Origin of the sequence: Streptomyces sp. NPDC092370 (assembly GCF_044755265.1) — a bacterium.
GTDB lineage: Bacteria > Actinomycetota > Actinomycetes > Streptomycetales > Streptomycetaceae > Streptomyces.
This window is the reverse complement of the sequence record NZ_JBIVQO010000002.1, coordinates 296,321-316,567: the sequence shown is the minus strand read 5'-3', so window position 1 is coordinate 316,567 and position 20,247 is coordinate 296,321. Positions and strand designations below refer to the sequence as shown.

The 20,247-nt window shown below is 71.1% G+C and carries 15 protein-coding genes and 1 pseudogene; 12 read left to right on the top strand and 4 right to left on the bottom strand.

Annotated features, from left to right (window positions below; genetic code table 11):
• Positions 1–8: 8 nt before the first annotated feature.
• A complete protein-coding gene (locus ACIQHQ_RS08045; protein WP_402610888.1) occupies positions 9–1,880 on the bottom strand; it encodes an exo-alpha-sialidase in 1,872 nt (623 codons plus the stop codon).
• A gap of 140 nt (positions 1,881–2,020) precedes the next feature.
• Positions 2,021–2,938 carry a zinc-binding alcohol dehydrogenase family protein gene (locus ACIQHQ_RS08040; protein WP_402610887.1) on the bottom strand — a complete coding sequence of 306 codons (918 nt, stop codon included), beginning with the start codon at positions 2,936–2,938 and terminating at the stop codon, positions 2,021–2,023.
• 103 nt (positions 2,939–3,041) lie between these two features.
• Between ACIQHQ_RS08040 and ACIQHQ_RS08035 the strand changes: the two genes are divergently transcribed.
• Positions 3,042–3,479, top strand: coding sequence for a MarR family winged helix-turn-helix transcriptional regulator (locus ACIQHQ_RS08035; protein WP_402610886.1), 438 nt, complete (start codon positions 3,042–3,044; stop codon positions 3,477–3,479).
• A gap of 105 nt (positions 3,480–3,584) precedes the next feature.
• Here the strand turns inward: ACIQHQ_RS08035 and fdhD are convergent, their stop codons facing one another.
• A complete protein-coding gene (gene fdhD, locus ACIQHQ_RS08030) occupies positions 3,585–4,433 on the bottom strand; it encodes a formate dehydrogenase accessory sulfurtransferase FdhD (RefSeq protein WP_402610885.1) in 849 nt (282 codons plus the stop codon).
• A gap of 7 nt (positions 4,434–4,440) precedes the next feature.
• Positions 4,441–5,174 (bottom strand): annotated as a pseudogene (locus tag ACIQHQ_RS08025) (2Fe-2S iron-sulfur cluster-binding protein); the annotation flags it as partial.
• A gap of 142 nt (positions 5,175–5,316) precedes the next feature.
• On the opposite strand from ACIQHQ_RS08025, the gene ACIQHQ_RS08020 reads away from it, so the two are divergent.
• The 11 genes from ACIQHQ_RS08020 to ACIQHQ_RS07970 all read left to right on the top strand — a co-directional run bounded on the left by ACIQHQ_RS08020 (position 5,317) and on the right by ACIQHQ_RS07970 (position 20,188).
• Positions 5,317–6,648 carry an OFA family MFS transporter gene (locus ACIQHQ_RS08020; protein WP_402610884.1) on the top strand — a complete coding sequence of 444 codons (1,332 nt, stop codon included), beginning with the start codon at positions 5,317–5,319 and terminating at the stop codon, positions 6,646–6,648.
• On the top strand, positions 6,617–6,757 hold the full coding sequence (locus ACIQHQ_RS08015; protein WP_402610883.1) for a hypothetical protein: 141 nt from the start codon (positions 6,617–6,619) through the stop codon (positions 6,755–6,757). Before ACIQHQ_RS08020 ends, ACIQHQ_RS08015 begins: the two co-directional genes overlap by 32 nt.
• Positions 6,758–6,961: 204 nt before the next feature.
• On the top strand, positions 6,962–7,900 hold the full coding sequence (locus ACIQHQ_RS08010; RefSeq protein WP_402610882.1) for a beta-ketoacyl-ACP synthase III: 939 nt from the start codon (positions 6,962–6,964) through the stop codon (positions 7,898–7,900).
• A 163-nt stretch (positions 7,901–8,063) separates the two neighbouring features.
• A complete protein-coding gene (locus ACIQHQ_RS08005; RefSeq protein WP_402610881.1) occupies positions 8,064–8,741 on the top strand; it encodes a GntR family transcriptional regulator in 678 nt (225 codons plus the stop codon).
• A gap of 280 nt (positions 8,742–9,021) precedes the next feature.
• Positions 9,022–10,203 (top strand): ROK family protein, encoded by a 1,182-nt coding sequence (locus ACIQHQ_RS08000; RefSeq protein ID WP_402610880.1) that lies wholly within the window; start codon positions 9,022–9,024, stop codon positions 10,201–10,203.
• Between the two features lie 113 nt (positions 10,204–10,316).
• Positions 10,317–11,834, top strand: a complete 1,518-nt coding sequence (locus ACIQHQ_RS07995) for a sugar ABC transporter ATP-binding protein (RefSeq protein WP_402610879.1) — start codon at positions 10,317–10,319, stop codon at positions 11,832–11,834.
• Positions 11,831–12,850 carry an ABC transporter permease gene (locus tag ACIQHQ_RS07990; protein WP_402610877.1) on the top strand — a complete coding sequence of 340 codons (1,020 nt, stop codon included), beginning with the start codon at positions 11,831–11,833 and terminating at the stop codon, positions 12,848–12,850. Before ACIQHQ_RS07995 ends, ACIQHQ_RS07990 begins: the two co-directional genes overlap by 4 nt.
• Before the next feature lie 17 nt (positions 12,851–12,867).
• Positions 12,868–13,914, top strand: coding sequence for a substrate-binding domain-containing protein (locus ACIQHQ_RS07985; protein ID WP_402610876.1), 1,047 nt, complete (start codon positions 12,868–12,870; stop codon positions 13,912–13,914).
• 55 nt (positions 13,915–13,969) lie between these two features.
• On the top strand, positions 13,970–15,181 hold the full coding sequence (locus ACIQHQ_RS07980) for a Gfo/Idh/MocA family protein (RefSeq protein ID WP_402610875.1): 1,212 nt from the start codon (positions 13,970–13,972) through the stop codon (positions 15,179–15,181).
• 13 nt (positions 15,182–15,194) lie between these two features.
• Entirely contained in the window at positions 15,195–16,193 is a 999-nt protein-coding gene (locus tag ACIQHQ_RS07975) for a sugar phosphate isomerase/epimerase family protein (protein ID WP_402610874.1), read from the top strand.
• 263 nt (positions 16,194–16,456) lie between these two features.
• A complete protein-coding gene (locus ACIQHQ_RS07970) occupies positions 16,457–20,188 on the top strand; it encodes a ThuA domain-containing protein (protein WP_402610873.1) in 3,732 nt (1,243 codons plus the stop codon).
• Positions 20,189–20,247: the final 59 nt, after the last annotated feature.

Here is a 20,247-nt window from a genome sequence, read left to right as displayed (position 1 = left end):
ACGTGACGTTAGTTGCTGCCGCCCACCCGGTCCATGGGCAGCCACAGCACCGTGCCCCGCGGGGCCGCGCCCGAGCTGCCGGAGGCCAGCTCCTTGTCGCTCAGGGCCCGGTTCCACACGCGGAGGTCGTCGATGGCCCCGGTGAGGAACGCCCGGCTGTCCATGCGCTGGCCGATGTGCACCCCGAAGGGGGAGTTGCGGCTCACCGAGCCCGGCACGTCCGCGGTGCTGAGCGCCTCGCCGTCGAGGAAGAGCGTCAGATTCCCCCCGCCGCGGCGCAGCGCCAGGTGGTGCCAGCGGCCGTCGTTGTGGGCGCCGTCGGTCGACACCGAGGCCGACCTGACGGTCGCCGCGCCCGACCGGGTGGTGATCAGCCCTCGCACCCGGTTGCCCGCCGGCTCCCCGCGCAGCCAGATCTGCGGCTGTGTGGTGCCGATGCCGCCCATCCACAGAAAGGGCTGCTCGCCGGTCGTGGCGGTGTAGCGGAAGTGCAGCGAGACCGTGAAGTCCCCCTCGCCGAGCGGCAGCCGGGACCGGTAGGGCAGTCGTACGGCGTCGTCGGCGCCGTCGAAGGACAGCGCGCCGCCGCGGGCCCCGGCCGTCGGCCCGGCGCCGCCGAGCACGGCCGCGGGCCGGGCACCCGGCGCCGCGTCGGGGGTGGTCGGGTCGGCGCCCCGGCGAGGCTTCAGCCAGTCCTCGGTGAAGCGGGCGAAGCGGATCTCGTCGCGCGCGTCGACCGCCCCGCCCTCGTACAGCAGGCCCACCGTCGCGCGGTCGACGGCCGCCATGTCGGAGTAGCCGGACCAGTCCGTGGTGACGACCGTGCCCCGGTCCACGCTCTCCCAGGTGCGTCCGCCGTCGTAGGAGGAGCGGACCATCATCGTGCGGCGGCGGTCGGGGTCGGCCGGAGCGGACAGCAGCATCCGGTCACCGAGGCGCAGGGTCGCGCCCTGGACCTGCGGGGTGTACAGGTCCGGCAGGGCGCGGAACGGGGTGGCGAAGCTGTCGCCGCCGTCCGGGCTGAGGGTCTGGGAGCGGTGGCCCAGGTCGGTGCCGTCCTGTTCCCGGCCGCTGACGAGCAGGGCGCCGTCGGCGCGCTCGGTGAGCGTCACCTCGGACGGCTTCTGCCGGAACGTGCCGTCCTGCCCTATGGGCCAGGTGTCCGTGGCGCCGACCCGCCAGGAGTCACCGCCGTCGTCGCTGACGACGAGCGCGGCGTGGTTGGCGGAGACCCGGCTGCCGTTCCACGTCTCGGTGTTGACGCCGAACACGAGCCGCCCCGCGTGCTTGCCGCGGGTCAGCTGGATTCCGTGCACGGGGCCGGTCGCGTACCAGGAGTTCCAGTGCCCGGGCAGGATCTCGCCGCTCAGATCGCGCGGCTCGGACCAGGTGCGGCCGTCGTCGTCGCTGTACTGCAGATGGGGGGTGCGGTCGCAGGGGACGGTGCAGTTGCCGGCGTCCGTACGGCCGGTGTTGAACGTCTCGGCCAGCAGGATCCGGCCGGTCCGGCGGTCCACGACCGGCGCCGGGTTGCCGTGTGTGTCGCCCGCGCCCTCGGTGACGACCTGGAGCGGCCCCCAGGTGCGGCCCCCGTCGGTGGAGCGTTTGACGACGATGTCGATGTCGGCCGCGTCACCGCAGTTGAGGACGCGGCCCTCGGCGAACGCCAGGAGGGTGCCGCTGGTGGTGCGCACGATCGCCGGGATCCGGAAGCAGGCGTAACCGGAGTCCTGGGAGGCCTTGAAGAGAACCTGCTGCTCGAACTCCGTTGCCGGTGCGGCGGGTTGGCTGTGCGCCGGGACGGTGGGCGCGAGCAGCGCCCCGGCGGCGGCCGTGGCGGTCAGGGTGGATCTCAGACGTGCGCGAAGACTTGACGGCATGGTGCGACCTGCCCTTCATGCGTCTGTCGGCCGGACCACCGGGGGATAGGAACAGACATCCGGTCATCCGGACATTCCACGTCCAATGTGTGGGCCACAGACGGTACTTGGCTTCTCGGACCCCCCACAAGAATCCTGCGTCAGGGGATCAGGACGACCTTGCCCAGATTGGCCCGGGCCTCGATCTCCGCGTGCGCTTTGGCCGCGTCCTCCAGGGCGAACTCCCCGTGGACGACGGGCTTGAGCTCTCCCGCCGCGAACAGCCGCCACACTTCCTCACGCCACCGCTCGTACAGCTCCGGTTTCCCGCGGGCGATACGGGCCATCTGGAACCCGATCACCGACTTCGCGCCCACGAGCAGGTCGTACGCCTGGATGGTGCCGCCGCCCGAGCCGTACGCCACCAGCCGTCCCTCCGGGGCGAGTGCCGCGAGGGCCGGGGTGAGCAGCTCACCGCCGACCGCGTCCAGGGCGTAGTCGACCGGGGTGCCCCAGCTGCCGTCGGTGTACGTGACGACGTGGTCGGCACCGAGACCGCGGACGAAGCCGGCCTTGGCCGGGTCGGAGACGGCTCCCACGACCCGTCCGGCGCCGCGCGTCCTGGCCAGCTGCACGGCCAAGTGGCCGACGCCGCCGGCGGCCGCGGTGACCAGGGCCGCCTCGCCCGGCTGAGGGCGGGCCGCCTCCAGGGCGCCGAGGGCGACCAGGCCGCCGCGGACCAGGGCGACCGCGTCCACGGCGCCGGCGCCCCCCGGAACCGGGGAGGCCATGGCCTCGTGCAGGAGCGCGGCGTCGGCATACCCGTGGCCGGGGCAGAGCCCGGTCACCCGGTCGCCGGTGCCGAAGCGGGTGACGCCCTCGCCGACGGCCAGGACCTGCCCGGCGATCTCACCGCCGAGCGGGGCGGGTTCGGCCGCCTCGGTGACCTTGCGTACCGCCGGGAGCGTGACGCCGATCGCCTCCGCGCGCACGAGCAGCTCTCCGGGGCCGGGCTCGGGGAGCGGGGCCTCCTCCACGAAGAGGGGGCCACCTCGGGATTCGTAGCGGACGCGGCGCATCGCACCTCCGGGGTGGTCGTGCCTTCCGACGAAGTCGTTGGGGGGCCCAACGGTATAGGAGGATCATAGGAACACCCAACGATTTGCTGGTTAGGCTGCGGCCATGTCGGAAACCCCCCTCCCCGCGATCCGCTCCCTGCCCAGCTGGCTGCTCGGCCGCGCTGCCGCCCGCGGCCGGGCCCTGGTGGCCGAGGCGCTGGCCGAGGAGGACATGCGGATGTGGCACCACGTGGTGCTGTCCGCCGTCCGCGACCTCGGTCCCGTCGCGCAGGCCGACCTCGGCCGCGGGGTGGTGCTGGACCCCAAGGACCTGGTCGGCGTCCTCAACGACCTCCAGTCGGCGGGCCTGGTGGTGCGCGAGCCGGACCCGGTGGACCGCCGCAAGAACGCGGTGTCCCTCACGGAGTGCGGAGCACGGCTGCTGAAGCGCTGCGAGAAGGCGGCCCGCGCGGCCAACGACGAACTGCTCGCACCGCTGTCGGCGGCCGAGCGGGAGCAGTTCACGGGGATGCTGCTGCGGATATCGGGCACGGCGGACTGACGGCACCCCCGCGTCTTCGCGAAGGCGGGCCGAGACGGGGCCCTGCGGCGCAGGGGGGCGCCCCCGCAGGTCGGGGCCCCGCCGCCGTGTCGCGGAGGAACCGGTTCAGCCCTGGGCGGCCGCGGCCCGCAGGGTGATCCGGTCCTCACCCGCGTACACGTTCATGGAGCTGCCCCGCAGGAAGCCCACCAGCGTCAGGCCCGTCTCGGCGGCGAGGTCCACCGCCAGCGAGGACGGGGCCGACACGGCCGCCAGCACGGGGATGCCGGCCATCACGGCCTTCTGCGCCAGCTCGAAGGAGGCCCGGCCCGACACGAGCAGGATCACCCGCGACAGCGGCAGGTCCCCGTTCTGCAGGGCGCGGCCGACCAGCTTGTCGACCGCGTTGTGCCGGCCCACGTCCTCCCGGACGTCCAGCAGCTCGCCCTCCGCGGAGAACAGGGCCGCCGCGTGCAGGCCACCGGTCCGGTCGAAGACCCGCTGGGCCGCGCGCAACCGGTCGGGGAGGCTCGCGAGCAGCTCGGGGGTGATCCGGACCGGGGGAGTGTCGGCGATGGGCCACCGGGCCGTGGTGCGCACCGCGTCCAGCGACGCCTTGCCGCACAGGCCGCAGGAGGACGTGGTGTAGACGTTGCGCTCCAGCGTGATGTCGGGGACCACCACGCCGGGGGCCGTCTTCACGTCGACCACGTTGTACGTGTTCGACCCGTCGGCCGTCGCCCCGGCACAGTAGACGATGTTCGCCAGGTCCCGCTGCCCGGCCAGCACCCCCTCGCTCACCAGGAAGCCCGCCGCCAGCGCGAAGTCGTCCCCCGGGGTGCGCATGGTGATCGCCAGGGGCTTGCCGTTCAGCCGGATCTCCAGGGGTTCCTCGGCGACGAGCGTGTCGGGGCGGCTGGAGACCGCCCCGTCCCGGATGCGGAGAACCTTGCGTCGTTCCGTGACTCGTCCCATGTCCTGATCAGTCCCGGTTCTGTACGTGCTGGTAGCCGAAGCGGCCCTTGATGCAGAGGTTGCCGTGGGTCACCGGGTTGTCGTGCGGCGAGGTGACCTTCACGATCTCATTGTCCTGCACGTGCAGCGTCAGGTTGCAGCCCACGCCGCAGTACGCGCACACCGTGGTCGTCTCCGTCTGCCGCGACGCGTCCCACGTACCCGCCGCCCGCATGTCGAACTCGGACTTGAAGGACAGCGCGCCCGTGGGGCACACCTCGATGCAGTTCCCGCAGTACACGCACGCCGAGTCGGTCAGCGGCGCGTCGTGCTCCACGGCGATCCGGGCGTCGAAACCGCGGCCCGCGACCGAGATCGCGAAGGAGTTCTGCCACTGGTCGCCGCAGGCGTCGATGAACTTGTAGCAGAGGATGCACGTGTCGTAGTCGCGCACGTACAGGTCGTTGTCGATCCTCGGCTCCTCGTTCAGCCGCGCCGCGTCCGGGCCGAAGCGGTCCGGCTTCGCCTGGTACTCCTTGAGCCACCCGGCGACCCTCGGCGTCGTCGACAGGTCGACCGAGGACGCGAGCAGTTCCAGGACGGCCTTGCGGCTGTGCCGGGCGCGCTCGGTGTCCGCGTGCGCACCTCCATTCCCGGCTCGGCCTTGCGGGAGCAGGCCGGGACGAGCGTCCTGGCCCCCTCGACCTCGACGACACAGACCCGGCAGGCGTTCTTCGGCCGCAGGGTGTCGCCCTCGCACAGGGGAAATATTGTCCACAGTATGGAGGTTGGGGCGGCAAGGGTTCGCGCGCCGACCGTTCGGCGCATGCGGGATACCGCTCATCGCATACGGTCGACGTGCCGCCTTCTCAACTCCCGCGCGGATGTCTACCGTCCGGGGTTCATGAGTCCCCCAGTCGCGCCCCCGGGCTGGAGCCGCTGGCTCGTCCCGCCCGCCGCTCTCTCGGTACATCTCTCCATCGGCCAGGCCTACGCCTGGAGCGTGTTCAAGCCACCCCTGGAGTCCGCGCTCGGACTCAGCGGCACACAGAGCGCGCTGCCTTTCCAGCTGGGCATCGTCATGCTGGGCCTGTCCGCCGCGTTCGGCGGCACGCTCGTGGAGCGCAACGGCCCCCGCTGGGCCATGACCGTCGCCCTGGTCTGCTTCTCCTGCGGCTTCCTGCTCTCCGCGCTGGGCGCGTCGTTGGAGCAGTACTGGCTGATCGTCCTCGGCTACGGCTTCGTCGGCGGCATCGGCCTCGGCATCGGTTACATCTCACCCGTCTCCACGCTGATCAAGTGGTTCCCGGACCGGCCCGGCATGGCCACCGGCATCGCCATCATGGGGTTCGGCGGCGGCGCGCTCATCGCCTCGCCGTGGTCGGCACAGATGCTGGAGTCGTTCGGCAGCGACAGCTCCGGCATCGCGCTCGCCTTCCTCGTGCACGGGCTGTCCTACGCCGTCTTCATGCTGCTGGGTGTGCTGCTGGTCCGGGTGCCTCGCGCCGAGAAGCCCGCGCAGAGCGGGCCGAGTGTCCCCGCCGGCCCGCAGGTCTGTGCGAACCAGGCCGTCCGCACCCCGCAGTTCTGGCTGCTGTGGCTCGTGCTCTGCATGAACGTCACCGCCGGCATCGGCATCCTGGAGAAGGCCGCGCCGATGATCACGGACTTCTTCGCGGACACCTCCACCCCGGTGTCGGTGACGGCCGCCGCCGGTTTCGTCGCGCTGCTGTCGGCGGCGAACATGGCGGGCCGCATCGGCTGGTCGTCGACGTCCGACCTCATCGGCCGCAAGAACATCTACCGCGTCTACCTGGGTGCCGGCGCCCTGATGTACGCGCTCATCGCCCTGTTCGGCGACTCCTCCAAGCCGCTGTTCATCCTGTGCGCGCTGGTCATCCTCTCCTTCTACGGTGGTGGTTTCGCTACGATTCCCGCCTATTTGAAGGATTTGTTCGGTACGTACCAGGTCGGCGCCATCCACGGGCGGCTGCTCACCGCCTGGTCCACGGCCGGGGTCCTCGGGCCGCTGATCGTGAACTGGATCGCCGACCGGCAGGAGGAGGCGGGCCGGCACGGCGCGTCCCTGTACGGGCTGTCCTTCGTCATCATGATCGGACTGCTCGTCGTCGGCTTCGTCGCCAACGAACTGGTACGGCCCGTCGATGCCCGCCACCACGTCCCCGACCCGCAGGAGGCCGCCCATGTCCGGCGAGAGCAGTCAGAGTCCGCCTAGCCCGGACCGGCGGTGGCTGATCGCCTTCGCCTGGGTGTGGGTGGGGGTCCCGCTCGCCTACGGGGTGTACGAGCTCGCCCGCAAGGCGACGCAGCTGTTCACCGGGTAGGTGCCGGGCGGGACGGGCGCCGGTGCGCCGGGCGGGCCGCGGGGGAGCGGGATGGGCGTTCGACAGGTGTCCGGGCGTCAGAACTGCTGACCGAAGCTGACAACCCCGGCGCTCGATTCCTGTCGTCTTGGCTGGCGTCGTACCCGTGAGTCACTGATCAGACTGGTGGATCCGCTACCCAAGGCAACGAGGGGGACCCACCCAATGAACGGCTCGCGCATCGCCGCCGTCGGCCACTACCAGCCCGCCAAGGTGCTCACCAACGAGGACCTGGCGGCGCTGGTGGACACCAGTGACGAGTGGATCAGGAGCCGGGTGGGCATCCGAACCCGCCACATCGCCGGCCCCGACGAGCCGGTCGACGAACTGGCCGGCCACGCCGCCGCCAAGGCCCTGGCGGCGGCCGGGCTGACCCCGGCGGACATCGATCTGGTGCTGGTCGCCACCTCCACCGCCGTCGACCGCTCGCCCAACATGGCGGCCCGGGTCGCGGCCCGCCTGGGCATCCCGCAGGCCGCCACCATGGACCTCAACGTCGTGTGCGCCGGCTTCACCCACGCCCTGGCCACCGCCGACCACGCCGTCCGTGCGGGGGGCGCGAGCCGGGCGCTGGTCATCGGGGCCGACAAGATGTCCGAGGTGGCCGACTGGAGCGATCGCAGCACGTGCGTGCTCGTCGGCGACGGTGCCGGGGCCGCGGTGGTGGAGGCCGCCGACGAGCCGGACATCGGCCCGGTGCTGTGGGGCTCGGTGCCCGAGATGGGCAACGCGGTGCGCATCGAGGGCAACCCGCCGCGCTTCGCCCAGGAGGGGCAGAGCGTCTACCGCTGGGCCACCACGCAGCTCCCGCCCATCGCGCGCCGGGCCTGCGCGCGGGCCGGGGTGGAGCCGGCCGACCTCGCCGCGGTCGTGCTGCACCAGGCGAACCTGCGCATCATCGAACCCCTCGCGGAGAAGATCGGCGCCGTCAACGCGGTCGTCGCGCGCGATGTCACCGAGTCCGGCAACACCTCCGCCGCGAGCATCCCGCTGGCGTTCTCGAAGCTGGTCGAGCAGGGCGCCGTCGCCTCCGGCGACCCGGTGCTGCTGTTCGGCTTCGGCGGGAACCTCTCGTACGCGGGGCAGGTCGTGCGCTGCCCCTGAGCGTGCGCCGCCCCCGGCTGAGGGGTGGTGTGACGCGGTCAACTCCCCGAAACCCTGGCTCTTGTGCGCCGTAGACTGCAGACGAAAGACAATCAGTACCGACTCTGCGGCGATACCGGCTCGCGCCGCGCTGTGCACGGCCCTGCCGAGGAGGGGGACCGCGATGCTGTCGACAGGCCTGCCCCAGGGGGCGGTACCCAAGCTGGAACGCCCGGGTCCGCTGCGTGACCGTGTCTACGAGGCACTGCTCGAACTCATCACCACCCGTGCGCTCCAGCCCGGCCAGCATCTCGTCGAGAGCGAACTCGCCGGGCATCTCGGGGTCTCCCGGCAGCCCGTGCGCGAGGCGTTGCAGCGGCTCAACACCGAGGGGTGGGTCGATCTGCGGCCCGCACAGGGCGCGTTCGTGCACGAGCCGACGGAGGAGGAGGCCGATCAGCTCCTCACGGTCCGTACGCTCCTGGAGGCCGAGGCGGCCCGGCTCGCGGCGGCCAACGCCGACAGCGCGGGCATCGCCGCCCTGGAAGCGCTGTGCGCGGAGGGCGAGAAGGCCGTCGAGGCCGACGACGTGGACGGGGCCGTCGCCGTGAACGCCCGCTTCCACGCCAAGATCATGGAACTCGCCGGCAACGCGGTCCTCGCGGAACTGGCCGCCCAGGTCGACCGGCGCGTGCGCTGGTACTACACGCCGGTGGCCCGCCGGCGCGGCCACCAGTCCTGGATCGAACACCGCGAACTGATCGTCGCGGTCTCCGACCGGGACGAGCAGCGCGCCACCCAGCTGATGCGCGCCCACACGGAGCACACGCGACGGTCGTACCACGCGCGGGCGCGCTCCTAGGCGCCGGACCGTCCGGGGCGCCGGGCTGTCGGTGCCGCCGGATTCGTTTCGCCCGGCCCGCCGGTTGCCGGCGGGAAGGCGCGGGAGACGGCGGCCCCTGGACAGGGGCCGCCCTGCCCTCGCCTTTGTCCTGTGAGTGGAAGAAGTAGAGGGCAATTCCTGCGCGACTTCTTCCCACCCTCGGCAGCCGCTGCTACGTTCCCTCCGAAAGCAAGCCACCGAGGTAGCGGAAAACCGGCGCGCACAGGCCGATTGGGGCGGGGAGGGGCTCGTGAGACGCATGACCGCACGACCCGCGAACGCCCATCAGGCCCGACTGCTCAAGCTGTTGCGCGACGGCGGACCCAACTCCCGTGCCCAGCTCGGCGACCAGGTCGACCTCTCGCGGTCCAAGCTGGCCGTGGAGGTGGACCGGCTGCTGGAGACGGGGCTGGTCGTGGCGGACGGACTCGCCGCCTCGCGCGGCGGCCGCCGCTCCCACAACGTCCGGCTCAACCCCGAGCTGCGCTTCCTCGGCGTCGACATCGGCGCGACCTCGATCGACGTCGCCGTCACCAACGCCGAACTGGAGACCCTCGGGCACCTCAACCAGCCCATGGAGGTGCGCGAGGGCCCGGTCGCGGTCTTCGAGCAGGTCCTGGCACTGGCCGCGAAACTGAGGGCCTCCGGGCTCGCGGAGGGGTTCGACGGCGCCGGCATCGGCGTCCCGGGCCCGGTCCGCTTCCCCGAGGGCATCCCGGTGGCACCGCCGATCATGCCGGGCTGGGACGGCTTCCCCGTGCGGGAGGCGCTCAGCCAGGAGCTGGGCTGCCCGGTCATGGTCGACAACGACGTGAACCTCATGGCGATGGGGGAGCAGCACGCGGGTGTCGCCCGCAGCGTCGGTGACTTCCTCTGCGTCAAGATCGGCACCGGCATCGGCTGCGGCATCGTCGTCGGCGGTGAGGTCTACCGCGGTACGACGGGCAGCGCCGGCGACATCGGGCACATCCAGGCCGTGCCCGACGGACGCCCGTGCGCCTGCGGCAACCGGGGCTGCCTGGAGGCCCACTTCAGCGGCGCCGCGCTGGCCCGCGACGCCATGGAGGCCGCCCAGCAGGGGCTTTCGGCCGAACTGGCCTCGCGGCTGGACACCAACGGCCAACTCACCGCTGTCGACGTCGCCGCCGCGGCCTCCGCCGGTGACGCCACCGCCCTCGATCTGATCCGCGAGGGCGGCAACCGCACCGGCCAGGTCATCGCCGGCCTGGTCAGCTTCTTCAACCCGGGCCTGGTGGTGATCGGCGGCGGGGTGACCGGCCTCGGCCACACCCTGCTCGCCGCGATCCGCACCCAGGTCTACCGCCAGTCGCTGCCTCTGGCGACCGGCAACCTGCCCATCGTCCTGGGCGAGCTCGGTCCCAGCGCCGGAGTCATCGGCGCCGCCCGGCTCATCAGCGACCACCTGTTCTCACCCGCGTAGTCCCTTCACAGCACGGCTCACCAGCACAGCGCCCTGCTCTGCCCTGCCCTGCCCTGAAACACGCCTGCTCGACAAGCGCCCTGACACCGGCCCGTCCGCCAAGGGGAATCCGCATGGCACCAGAACCACCGCTGCTCAGCATGTCCGGCATCACCAAGTCGTTCCCCGGAGTCCGGGCCCTCGACGGCGTCGACCTCGACGTCCAGGCCGGTGAGGTGCACTGCCTGCTCGGCCAGAACGGAGCCGGCAAATCGACTCTCATCAAAGTCCTGGCCGGCGCCCACCAGCCCGACACCGGCCGTCTGCGCTGGCGCGGCGAGGAGGTCGCGCTCCGCTCGCCCATTGCGGCCATGCGCCTCGGCATCGCCACCATCTACCAGGAACTCGACCTGGTGGAGCACCTGTCCGTCGCCGAGAACGTCCATCTCGGGCATGAGCCGACCGCCGCGGGATTCGTCGTGCGCGGGAAGGTGGCCAGGGCGTCAACCGCCTCTCTGCTCAAGCGGCTTGGACATGCCGAGATCGACCCGGCCCGGCTCGTCGGGGAGCTTTCGGCGGCGCAGCAGCAGATCGTGTCCATGGCCCGGGCGCTCTCCCACGACGTACGGCTCATCGTGATGGACGAGCCGTCCGCCGCCCTCGACCCGGACGAGGTCGACAACCTCTTCCGCATCGTCGGCGACCTCACCGCCGCCGGAGTCGCCGTCGTCTACATCTCGCACCGCCTGGAGGAGATCCGCCGCATCGGCGACCGGGTGACGGTGCTCAAGGACGGCCGGGCCGTCGCGAACGGACTCCCGGCGAAGTCGACCCCGACCCGCGAGGTCGTCGCGCTGATGACGGGCCGCAACGTCGAGTACGTCTTCCCGGACCGGCGCGTCACACCGCCGCCCGCCGAACCCGTCCTGACGGTCCGAGGGCTCTCCAGACAAGGGGAGTTCGAACCGTTCGACCTGGAGGTGCGGCCGGGTGAGATCGTCGGCCTGGCCGGACTCGTCGGCTCGGGCCGCTCCGAGATCCTGGAGACCGTCTACGGCGCCCGCAGACCGACGACCGGTCAGGTGCTGATCGGCGGCAAGGCCCTGAAGCCGGGCAGCGTACGGGCCGCCGTCCGGGCCGGACTCGGGCTCGCTCCCGAGGAACGCAAGGCGCAGGCCCTGCTGATGCTGGAGTCCGTCACCCGCAATGTGTCGGTCTCGTCCATGTCCCGCTTCTCGCGCGGCGGCTGGATCGACCGGGGCGCCGAACTCGGCGCCGCCCGGGCCGCGACACGCGAACTGTCGCTCCGGCCCGACAACCCGTCCGTGCCCGTGCGCACCCTGTCGGGCGGCAACCAGCAGAAGGCCGTCCTCGCCCGCTGGCTGTTGCGCGGCTGCAAGGTGCTGCTGCTCGACGAACCCACCCGCGGCGTCGACGTCGGCGCCCGCGCCGAGCTCTACGCCGTCATCCGCCGGCTGGCCGACGAGGGTCTCGCCGTGCTGCTGGTCTCCAGCGAGGTGCCCGAGGTGCTCGGCCTCGCCGACCGCGTCCTGGTGCTGCGTGAGGGCCGTGTCGTCCACACGGCACCCGCGCGCGAACTCGACGAACACCGCGTACTCGACCTGGTCATGGAAGGAAGCCCGGCGTCATGACGCAGCCCGTCTCCCCGCCACGGGACAGCACGACCGACAAGGTGCCCCAGGCCCGGCCCCCCGCCTGGCACGGCGTGATCGCCCGCGCCGACGTCCGCACCCTCTCGCTGGTCGGTGTGCTCGCCGCGCTGATCCTCATCGGCGGCATCACCAAGCCCGACGAGTTCCTCGACACCCGCAATCTGCAACTCGTCCTCACCCAGGCGTCGGTGATCGGTGTCGTCACCGTCGGCATGACCTTCGTCATCGTCTCCGGCGGCATCGACCTGTCGGTCGGCGCGATCGTCGCCCTCGCCTCCGTATGGGCGACCACCGTGGCCACCCAGGAGTACGGCTTCGCCGGCATCCTCTTCACGGCGATCGTCGTCGGAGTCGGCTGCGGCCTGGTCAACGGGGTGCTCATCGCCTACGGCGCGATGGTGCCGTTCATCGCCACCCTCGCCATGCTGGCCTCCGCCCGTGGCCTCGCCCTGCAGATCACCGACGGCAAGACCCAGATCGTCACCGTGCCGTCCGTCCTGGACCTGGGCGAGCGCGACGCCTACGTCCTCGGTGTCCCGCCCCTGGTCATGGTGTTCGCCGTCGTCACCGTCATCGGCTGGCTGGTCCTCAACCGCACCACCTTCGGACGCCGCACGGTCGCCGTCGGCGGCAACCCGGAGGCCGCCCGGCTCGCCGGCATCGACGTCCGCCGCCAGCGCCTCTACCTCTACCTGCTGTCGGGGCTGTGCTGCGGCATCGCCGCGTTCCTGCTGATCGTCCTGGCCGGCTCCGGCCAGAACACCAACGGCAACCTCTACGAGCTCGACGCCATCGCCGCCGCGATCATCGGCGGCACCCTGCTCACCGGCGGCCGGGGCACCATCACCGGCTCCGTCCTCGGCGTCCTGATCTTCACCACGATCACCAACATCTTCGCCCTGAACAACCTGCAGAGCGACGTCCAGCAGATCGCCAAGGGCGCGATCATCGTCGCCGCCGTGCTGGTCCAGCGCCGTACCGCGAGCACGACCTGAGGAAAGGGTTCCCCGCCATGCCAGAGATCACGAGCCGCAGAGGGCTGCTCTTCGGAGCCGCCGCCGTCTCCGCCGGTGCCCTCCTCACGGGGTGCACCAGCAACGAGCCGTCCGACCCCGAGGACGAGCCGGCGGGCAACAACCAGCCGGCCGCCGACGACAAGCCCGGCAAGCCGGTCACCATCGGCTTCGCCGGCCCGCAGGCCGACCACGGCTGGCTCAACGCCATCAACGACAACGCCAAGAGCCGCGCCGAGAAGTACCCCGACGTCACCCTGGAGATCACCGAGGGCTCCAACGACACCGCCCAGCAGATCGGCCAGATCGAGACCCTCATCAACAAGAAGGTCGACGTCCTGGTCGTGCTGCCCGCCGACGGCAAGGCCCTCACCCAGGTCGGCCTCAAGGCGATGCGCGCCGGCATCCCGGTGATCAACCTCGACCGCATCTTCAACAGCCCGCAGGCGTACCGCTGCTGGATCGGCGGCGACAACTACGGCATGGGCCTCAACGCCGGGCACTACATCGGCGAGAAGCTGAAGGGCACGTCGGGCGCCCGCGTCATCGAACTGGCCGGCCTGGACAACCTGGAGCTCACCAAGCAGCGCACCCAGGGCTTCGACGACGCCCTGAAGAACTACCCCAACATCAAGAAGGTCGCCCGGCAGGCCGCCGAGTTCACCGTCGAGTCGGGGCAGGCCAAGATGGCCCAACTGCTCCAGGCGCAGTCGACGTTCGACGCGCTGTGGAACCACGACGACGACCAGGGCGTGGGCGCGCTGCGCGCCATCGAGCAGGCCGGGCGCGACGACTTCCTGATGGTCGGCGGCGCCGGCGCGCTCTCCGCCTTCCAGGCCATCAAGCAGGACGACGGGGTGCTCAAGGCGACGGTGCTCTACCCGCCGACCATGGCGGCCTCCGCGATCGACCTCGCCCGGGCCCTCGGCCAGAGCAAGGGCATCGGGGGCCTCGCCGAGTTCGAGATCCCGTCGTCGCTCACGCTCTACTCGGCCGTCGTCGACAAGACCAACGTCGACCAGTACATGTCCACCGGATTCAAGTGAGCCACCCCGCACCCCCCACGTGCGCCACCCCCACCAGGACGAGGAGGACATCCGTATGGGACAGCCGCAGCAGCCGTCGGAAGGGCCCGAGAAGGGCAAGCCACCCCTGCGCGTGGGAATGGTGGGCTACGCCTTCATGGGCGCCGCCCACTCCCAGGGCTGGCGCACCGCGGGCCGCGTCTTCGACCTGCCGCTGAACCCCGTGCAGGCCGTGATCTGCGGCCGGGACGCCGCCGCCGTCCGCGCGGCGGCCGACCGGCACGGCTGGGCCTCCACCGAGACCGACTGGCGGGCCCTCGTGGAACGGGACGACGTCGACCTCGTCGACATCTGCACCCCGGGCGACTCTCACGCCGAGATCGCCCTGGCCGCCCTGGCCGCGGGCAAGCACGTCCTGTGCGAGAAACCCCTCGCCAACACCGTCGAGGAAGCCACCTTGATGGCGCTGGCGGCGGAAGAGGCCCACACGCGGGGCCAGGTGGCGATGGTCGGGTTCAACTACCGCCGGGTGCCCGCCACCGCCCAGGCCCGCCGCATGGTCGCCGAGGGCCGCCTGGGCAGGCTGCGGCACGTGCGCGTGACATACCTCCAGGACTGGCTGGTCGACCCCGCGTTCCCGCTGACCTGGCGGCTGCGCAGGGAGCAGGCCGGCTCGGGCTCGCTGGGCGATCTGGGGGCGCACATCGTCGACCTCGCGCAGTACCTGGTGGGGGAGCCGCTGGCGGGTGTCTCGGCGCTGACCGAGACCTTCGTCAGGGAACGGCCCCTGCCCACCGGCGCGACCAGCGGGTTGTCCGCCGTCACATCCGCCGGCACCGGCCAGGTCACCGTCGACGACGCCGCGCTGTTCACGGCCCGCTTCCTCTCCGGTGCCCTCGCCACCTTCGAGGCCACCCGCTACGCCACCGGCCGCAAGAACGCCCTGCGCATCGAACTCAACGGGGAGCGCGGCTCGCTCGCCTTCGACCTGGAGCGGCTCAACGAGCTGTCCTTCCACGACGGCACCGAGCCGGGCGCCGAGGCCGGCTTCCGCCGGATCCTCGTCACCGAACCCGACCACCCCTACCTGGAGGCCTGGTGGCCGCCGGGCCACGGCCTCGGCTACGAGCACACCTTCGTCCACCAGGCGCGCGACCTCGTCCACGCGATCGCCGAGGGCCGCCGCCCCGAACCCTCCTTCGCCGACGGGCTGCAGGTGCAGCGCGTGCTCGCGGCGGTCGAGGAGAGCGCCGAGAAGAACTCCGTCTACACGCCGATCGCGGTCTGAGGAGGCCCCGAATATGCCGCGCACCTTCACCCTGTTCACCGGCCAGTGGGCGGACCTGCCCCTGGAGGAGGTCTGCCGCCTGGCCCGCGACTTCGGCTACGACGGCCTCGAACTCGCCTGCTGGGGCGACCACTTCGAAGTCGACAAGGCGCTGAGTGACCCCTCCTACGTGGGGTCGAGGCGACAGCTCCTCGACAAGTACGGCCTGAAGTGCTGGGCGATCTCCAACCACCTGGCCGGCCAGGCCGTCTGCGACGCCATCATCGACGAACGCCACCAGGCGATCGTGCCGGGAGCGGTGTGGGGCGACGGCGATCCGGAAGGGGTCCGGCAGCGGGCCGCGGAGCGCATGAAGGACACCGCCCGGGCCGCGGCCGCCTTCGGCGTCAACACGGTCATCGGCTTCACCGGCTCCGCCATCTGGCACCTGGTCGCCATGTTCCCGCCCGCCTCCGACGCGATGATCGAACGCGGCTACCAGGACTTCGCCGACCGCTGGAACCCGATCCTGGACGTCTTCGACGCCGAGGGCGTGCGGTTCGCGCACGAGGTGCACCCCAGCGAGATCGCCTACGACTACTGGACGACCCGGTGCGCCCTGGAGGCCGTCGGGAACCGCCCCGCGTTCGGCCTGAACTTCGACCCTTCGCACTTCGTGTGGCAGGACCTCGACCCGGTCGGCTTCCTCTGGGACTTCCGCGACCGGATCTACCACGTCGACTGCAAGGAGGCCCGCAAGCGCCTCGACGGACGCAACGGCCGGCTCGGTTCCCATCTGCCCTGGGGCGACCCGCGGCGCGGCTGGGACTTCGTCTCCGCCGGGCACGGGGACGTCCCGTGGGAGGACGTCTTCCGGATGCTGCGCTCCATCGACTATCAGGGCCCCGTCTCGGTGGAGTGGGAGGACGCCGGCATGGACCGGCTCCAAGGAGCTCCCGAGGCCCTGACCCGCCTCAAGGCGTTCGACTTCGATCCGCCCAGCGCGTCCTTCGACGCCGCGTTCAACAGCTGAACAGCGCGCCCGGCGCTGGTCGGGAGCGGGGACCGGCAGCATCGCCGATCCCCCCTCCGGCCTGCCCGGATCCCGCTTTGTCCTGGCACGGGAGGAAGTTCGGCCGAGTCGGTCGCAAGGGGTGTTCGCCCCGGACGGACGCGGTTACCGTCCTTGATGTGTTCAGGACACACACACCTCCGGGGTGACGGCGCACCCCGGCGCCCGCACCGCACGCCCACGCACCCACCCCGTACGGCCCACCCCGTTCCCGGAGGGATTTCGTGCACAGAACCGGACTCAGAAACACCCGCACTCCCAGGCGGCCCGGACTTCGCACCACCGTCGCCCTGTTCACCGGCCTGCTCCTCGCCGTGGGCACCCCGGCCGGCGTCGCCGGCGCCCACCCCGGACACCCCGAACACGACGAACCGGCAGCTGCCGAGGGCCAGTTCCAGCAGGTGCCGCTCGCCAAAGGCGAGCCCGAGACGGGCGAGCCGATGTCGCTCGCCGTGCTCCCGGACCGCAGCGTCCTGCACACCTCGCGCGACGGTACGCTGCGCCTCACCGACCAGGGCGGCGTCACCAAGGTCGCCGGCAAGATCCCCGTCTACAGCCACGACGAGGAGGGGCTCCAGGGCGTCGGCATCGACCCGGACTTCAAGAACAACCGGGCGATCTACCTCTACTACGCCCCGCCGCTGGACACCCCCGTGGGCGACGCCCCCGAGACCGGCACCGCAGAGGACTTCAAGAAGTTCGACGGCGTCAACCGCCTGTCCCGCTTCGTCCTCAACGCCAACGGCACGCTCAACATGTCCAGCGAGAAGAAGGTGCTGGACGTCGCGGCCTCCCGCGGCATCTGCTGCCACGTCGGCGGCGACATCGACTTCGACGCGGACGGCAACCTGTACCTGTCGACCGGCGACGACACCAATCCCTTCGCCTCCGACGGCTACACCCCGATCGACGACCGGCCGGGCCGCAACCCGGCCTTCGACGCCCGCCGCAGCTCGGCCAACACCAACGACCTGCGCGGCAAGATCCTTCGCATCAAGGTCGCCGAGGACGGCTCCTACACGATCCCGGAGGGCAACCTCTTCGCCCCGGGCACCGACAAGACCCGTCCCGAGATCTACGCGATGGGCTTGCGCAACCCGTTCCGGATGAGCGTCGACGACAAGACCGGCATCATCTACGTCGGCGACTACGGTCCCGACGCGGGCGCCGCCGACCCCAAGCGCGGCCCGGCGGGACAGGTCGAGTTCGCCAAGGTGACCAAGCCCGCCAACTTCGGCTGGCCCTTCTGCACCGGCGACAACGACCCCTACGTCGACTACGACTTCGCCACCAAGCAGTCCGGCGAGACGTTCGACTGCAACGCCCCGAAGAACACCTCGCCGTACAACACGGGCCTGGTCGACCTGCCGCCCGCGCAGGCCGCCTGGATCCCGTACGACGACGGCTCCGTGCCCGAGTTCGGCAGCGGCTCCGAGTCCCCGATGGCCGGCCCCGTCTACCGCTACGACCCCGAGCTCGACTCCGGCGTGAAGTTCCCCGAGGCCTACGACGGCGACTTCTTCGCCGGTGAGTTCGGCCGCCGCTGGATCAAGCGGATCGAGCAGACCTCCGACGGACCCGACGGGTCCGTCGCGAAGATCAACGACTTCCCGTGGACCGGCACCCAGATCATGGACATGGAGTTCGGCCCCGACGGCGCGCTCTACGTCCTCGACTACGGCGTCTCCTGGTTCCAGGGCGACGAGAACTCCGCGCTGTACCGGATCGAGAACGCCGAGGACGGCTTCTCGCCGATCGCCGAGGTGAGCGCCGACAAGACGTCCGGCGCGGCCGGCCTGAAGGTCACCTTCACCGGATCCGCCAAGGACGCCGACTCCCCGGTTCTCACCTACAGCTGGGACTTCGGCGACGGCACCAAGGGCGAGGGCCTCAACCCCACCCACCGGTACAAGAAGGCCGGCACCTACAGCGCCACCTTCACCGCCAAGGACCCCGAGGGCAACACCGGCAACGCCAGCGTCCGGATCGTGGTCGGCAACACCGAGCCCAAGGTGACGATCGAGACGCCGGCCAACGGCAGCCTGGCCGCCTTCGGCCGGCCCGTCCCGTTCAAGGTGAAGGTCACCGACCCCGAGGAGACGATCGACTGCTCCAAGGTCAAGGTCACCTACAGCCTGGGCCACGACTCCCACGCCCACGAACTGACCAGCGAGATGGGCTGCGAAGGCACCCTGAAGCCACCGCCCGGTGACGGCGGACACGACCCCAACGCCGACATCTACGGCGTGGTCGGCGCCAGCTACACCGACGGCGGCGCGAACGGCCAAGAGGAGCTGACCGGCACCGCCCGCACCGTCCTGCAGCCGCTGCACCGCCAGGGCGAGCACTTCACCACCCAGTCGGGCGTATCCGTCATCGACAAGACCGGAGCCAACGGCGGCAAGACCGTCGGCGACATCGACGACGGCGACTGGATCTCCTTCTCCCCCTACCGGTTCGACGGGCAGAAGAAGATGACCGTACGGGCCTCCTCCGGTGGCGCGGGCGGCTTCCTCGAACTGCGCACCGGCTCGCCCGAGGGACCGCTGCACGGCTCGGCGTACATCCCGCCGACCGGCGGCTGGGAGACCTTCCAGAACGTCGACGTGCCGCTGCGGTCGCTGCCGAGGAAGACCACCGACATCTACCTGGTCTTCAAGGGCGGCGAGGGCGCGCTGTTCGACGTGGACGACTTCGAGTTCTCCAAGGAGCCGTTCAAGGGCGGCAAGAAGGTCCTGGTCTTCTCCAAGACCGCCGGCTTCCGCCACGACTCCATCCCGGCCGGCATCACCGCGCTGAAGGAACTCGGCGGTCCCGCCGGCATCACCGTCGACGCCACCGAGGAGGCCAAGCAGTTCACCACGGCCAACCTCGCCAAGTACGACGCGGTCGCCTTCCTGTCCACCACGGGCGACGTCCTCAACGCCGACCAGCAGCAGGCGTTCGAGAACTACGTGAAGAACGGGGGCGGCTACATGGGCGTCCACGCCGCCGCCGACACCGAGTACGACTGGGAGTTCTACGGCGGCCTCGTCGGCGCCTACTTCCACTCGCATCCGGCCATCCAGAAAGCCACCGTCCGCGTCGAGGACCACGACCACCCGTCCACCGCGCACCTGGGCGAGACCTGGGAGCGCACCGACGAGTGGTACAACTACCGCACCAACCCGCGTGAGCAGGCCAAGGTCCTCGCCACCCTGGACGAGACCACCTACCAGGGCGGCACCATGAAGGGCGACCACCCGATCGCCTGGTGCCAGAGCTACGGCGGCGGCCGGTCCTTCTACACCGGCGGCGGCCACACCAAGGAGTCCTACGCCGACGAGGCCTTCCGCGCACACCTGCTCGGCGGCCTCCAGTACGCCACCGGCCAGGTCAAGGCGGACTGCAAGCCGAGCAAGGACTACCGGACGATCTTCAACGGCCGGACCCTGGACGGCTGGAAGCAGGCCGGCCCCGGCACGTTCGTCGTCAAGGACGGCGTGATGGAGTCCGAGGGCGGCATGGGCCTGCTCTGGTACCAGGCCAAGGAGCTGAAGTCGTACTCGCTCAAGCTCGACTGGAAGATGCGGGGCGACGACAACTCCGGGATCTTCGTGGGCTTCCCCGCCTCCGACGACCCCTGGTCCGCGGTGGACAAGGGCTACGAGATCCAGATCGACGCCACGGACGCACCCGAGCGCACCACGGGCTCCGTCTACTCCTTCAAGTCGGCCGACATCAAGGCCCGTGACCAGGTTCTGCGGCCGCCCGGCCAGTGGAACTCCTACGAGATCAAAGTCCGGGGCGAACGCCTCCAGGGGTTCCTCAACGGAGTCAAGATCAACGACTTCACCAACAAGGACCCCCGGCGGAGCCTGACCGACGGCTACATCGGCCTGCAGAACCACGGCGCCGACGACCAGGTCTCCTTCCGCAACATCCAGCTCAGGGAACTGCCCGTCCAGGGCCACTGAACGGCGGCGGGCGGGGGACGCCGGATCCCCGCCCGCCGTCTCCCTCCCTCTCACCCCGG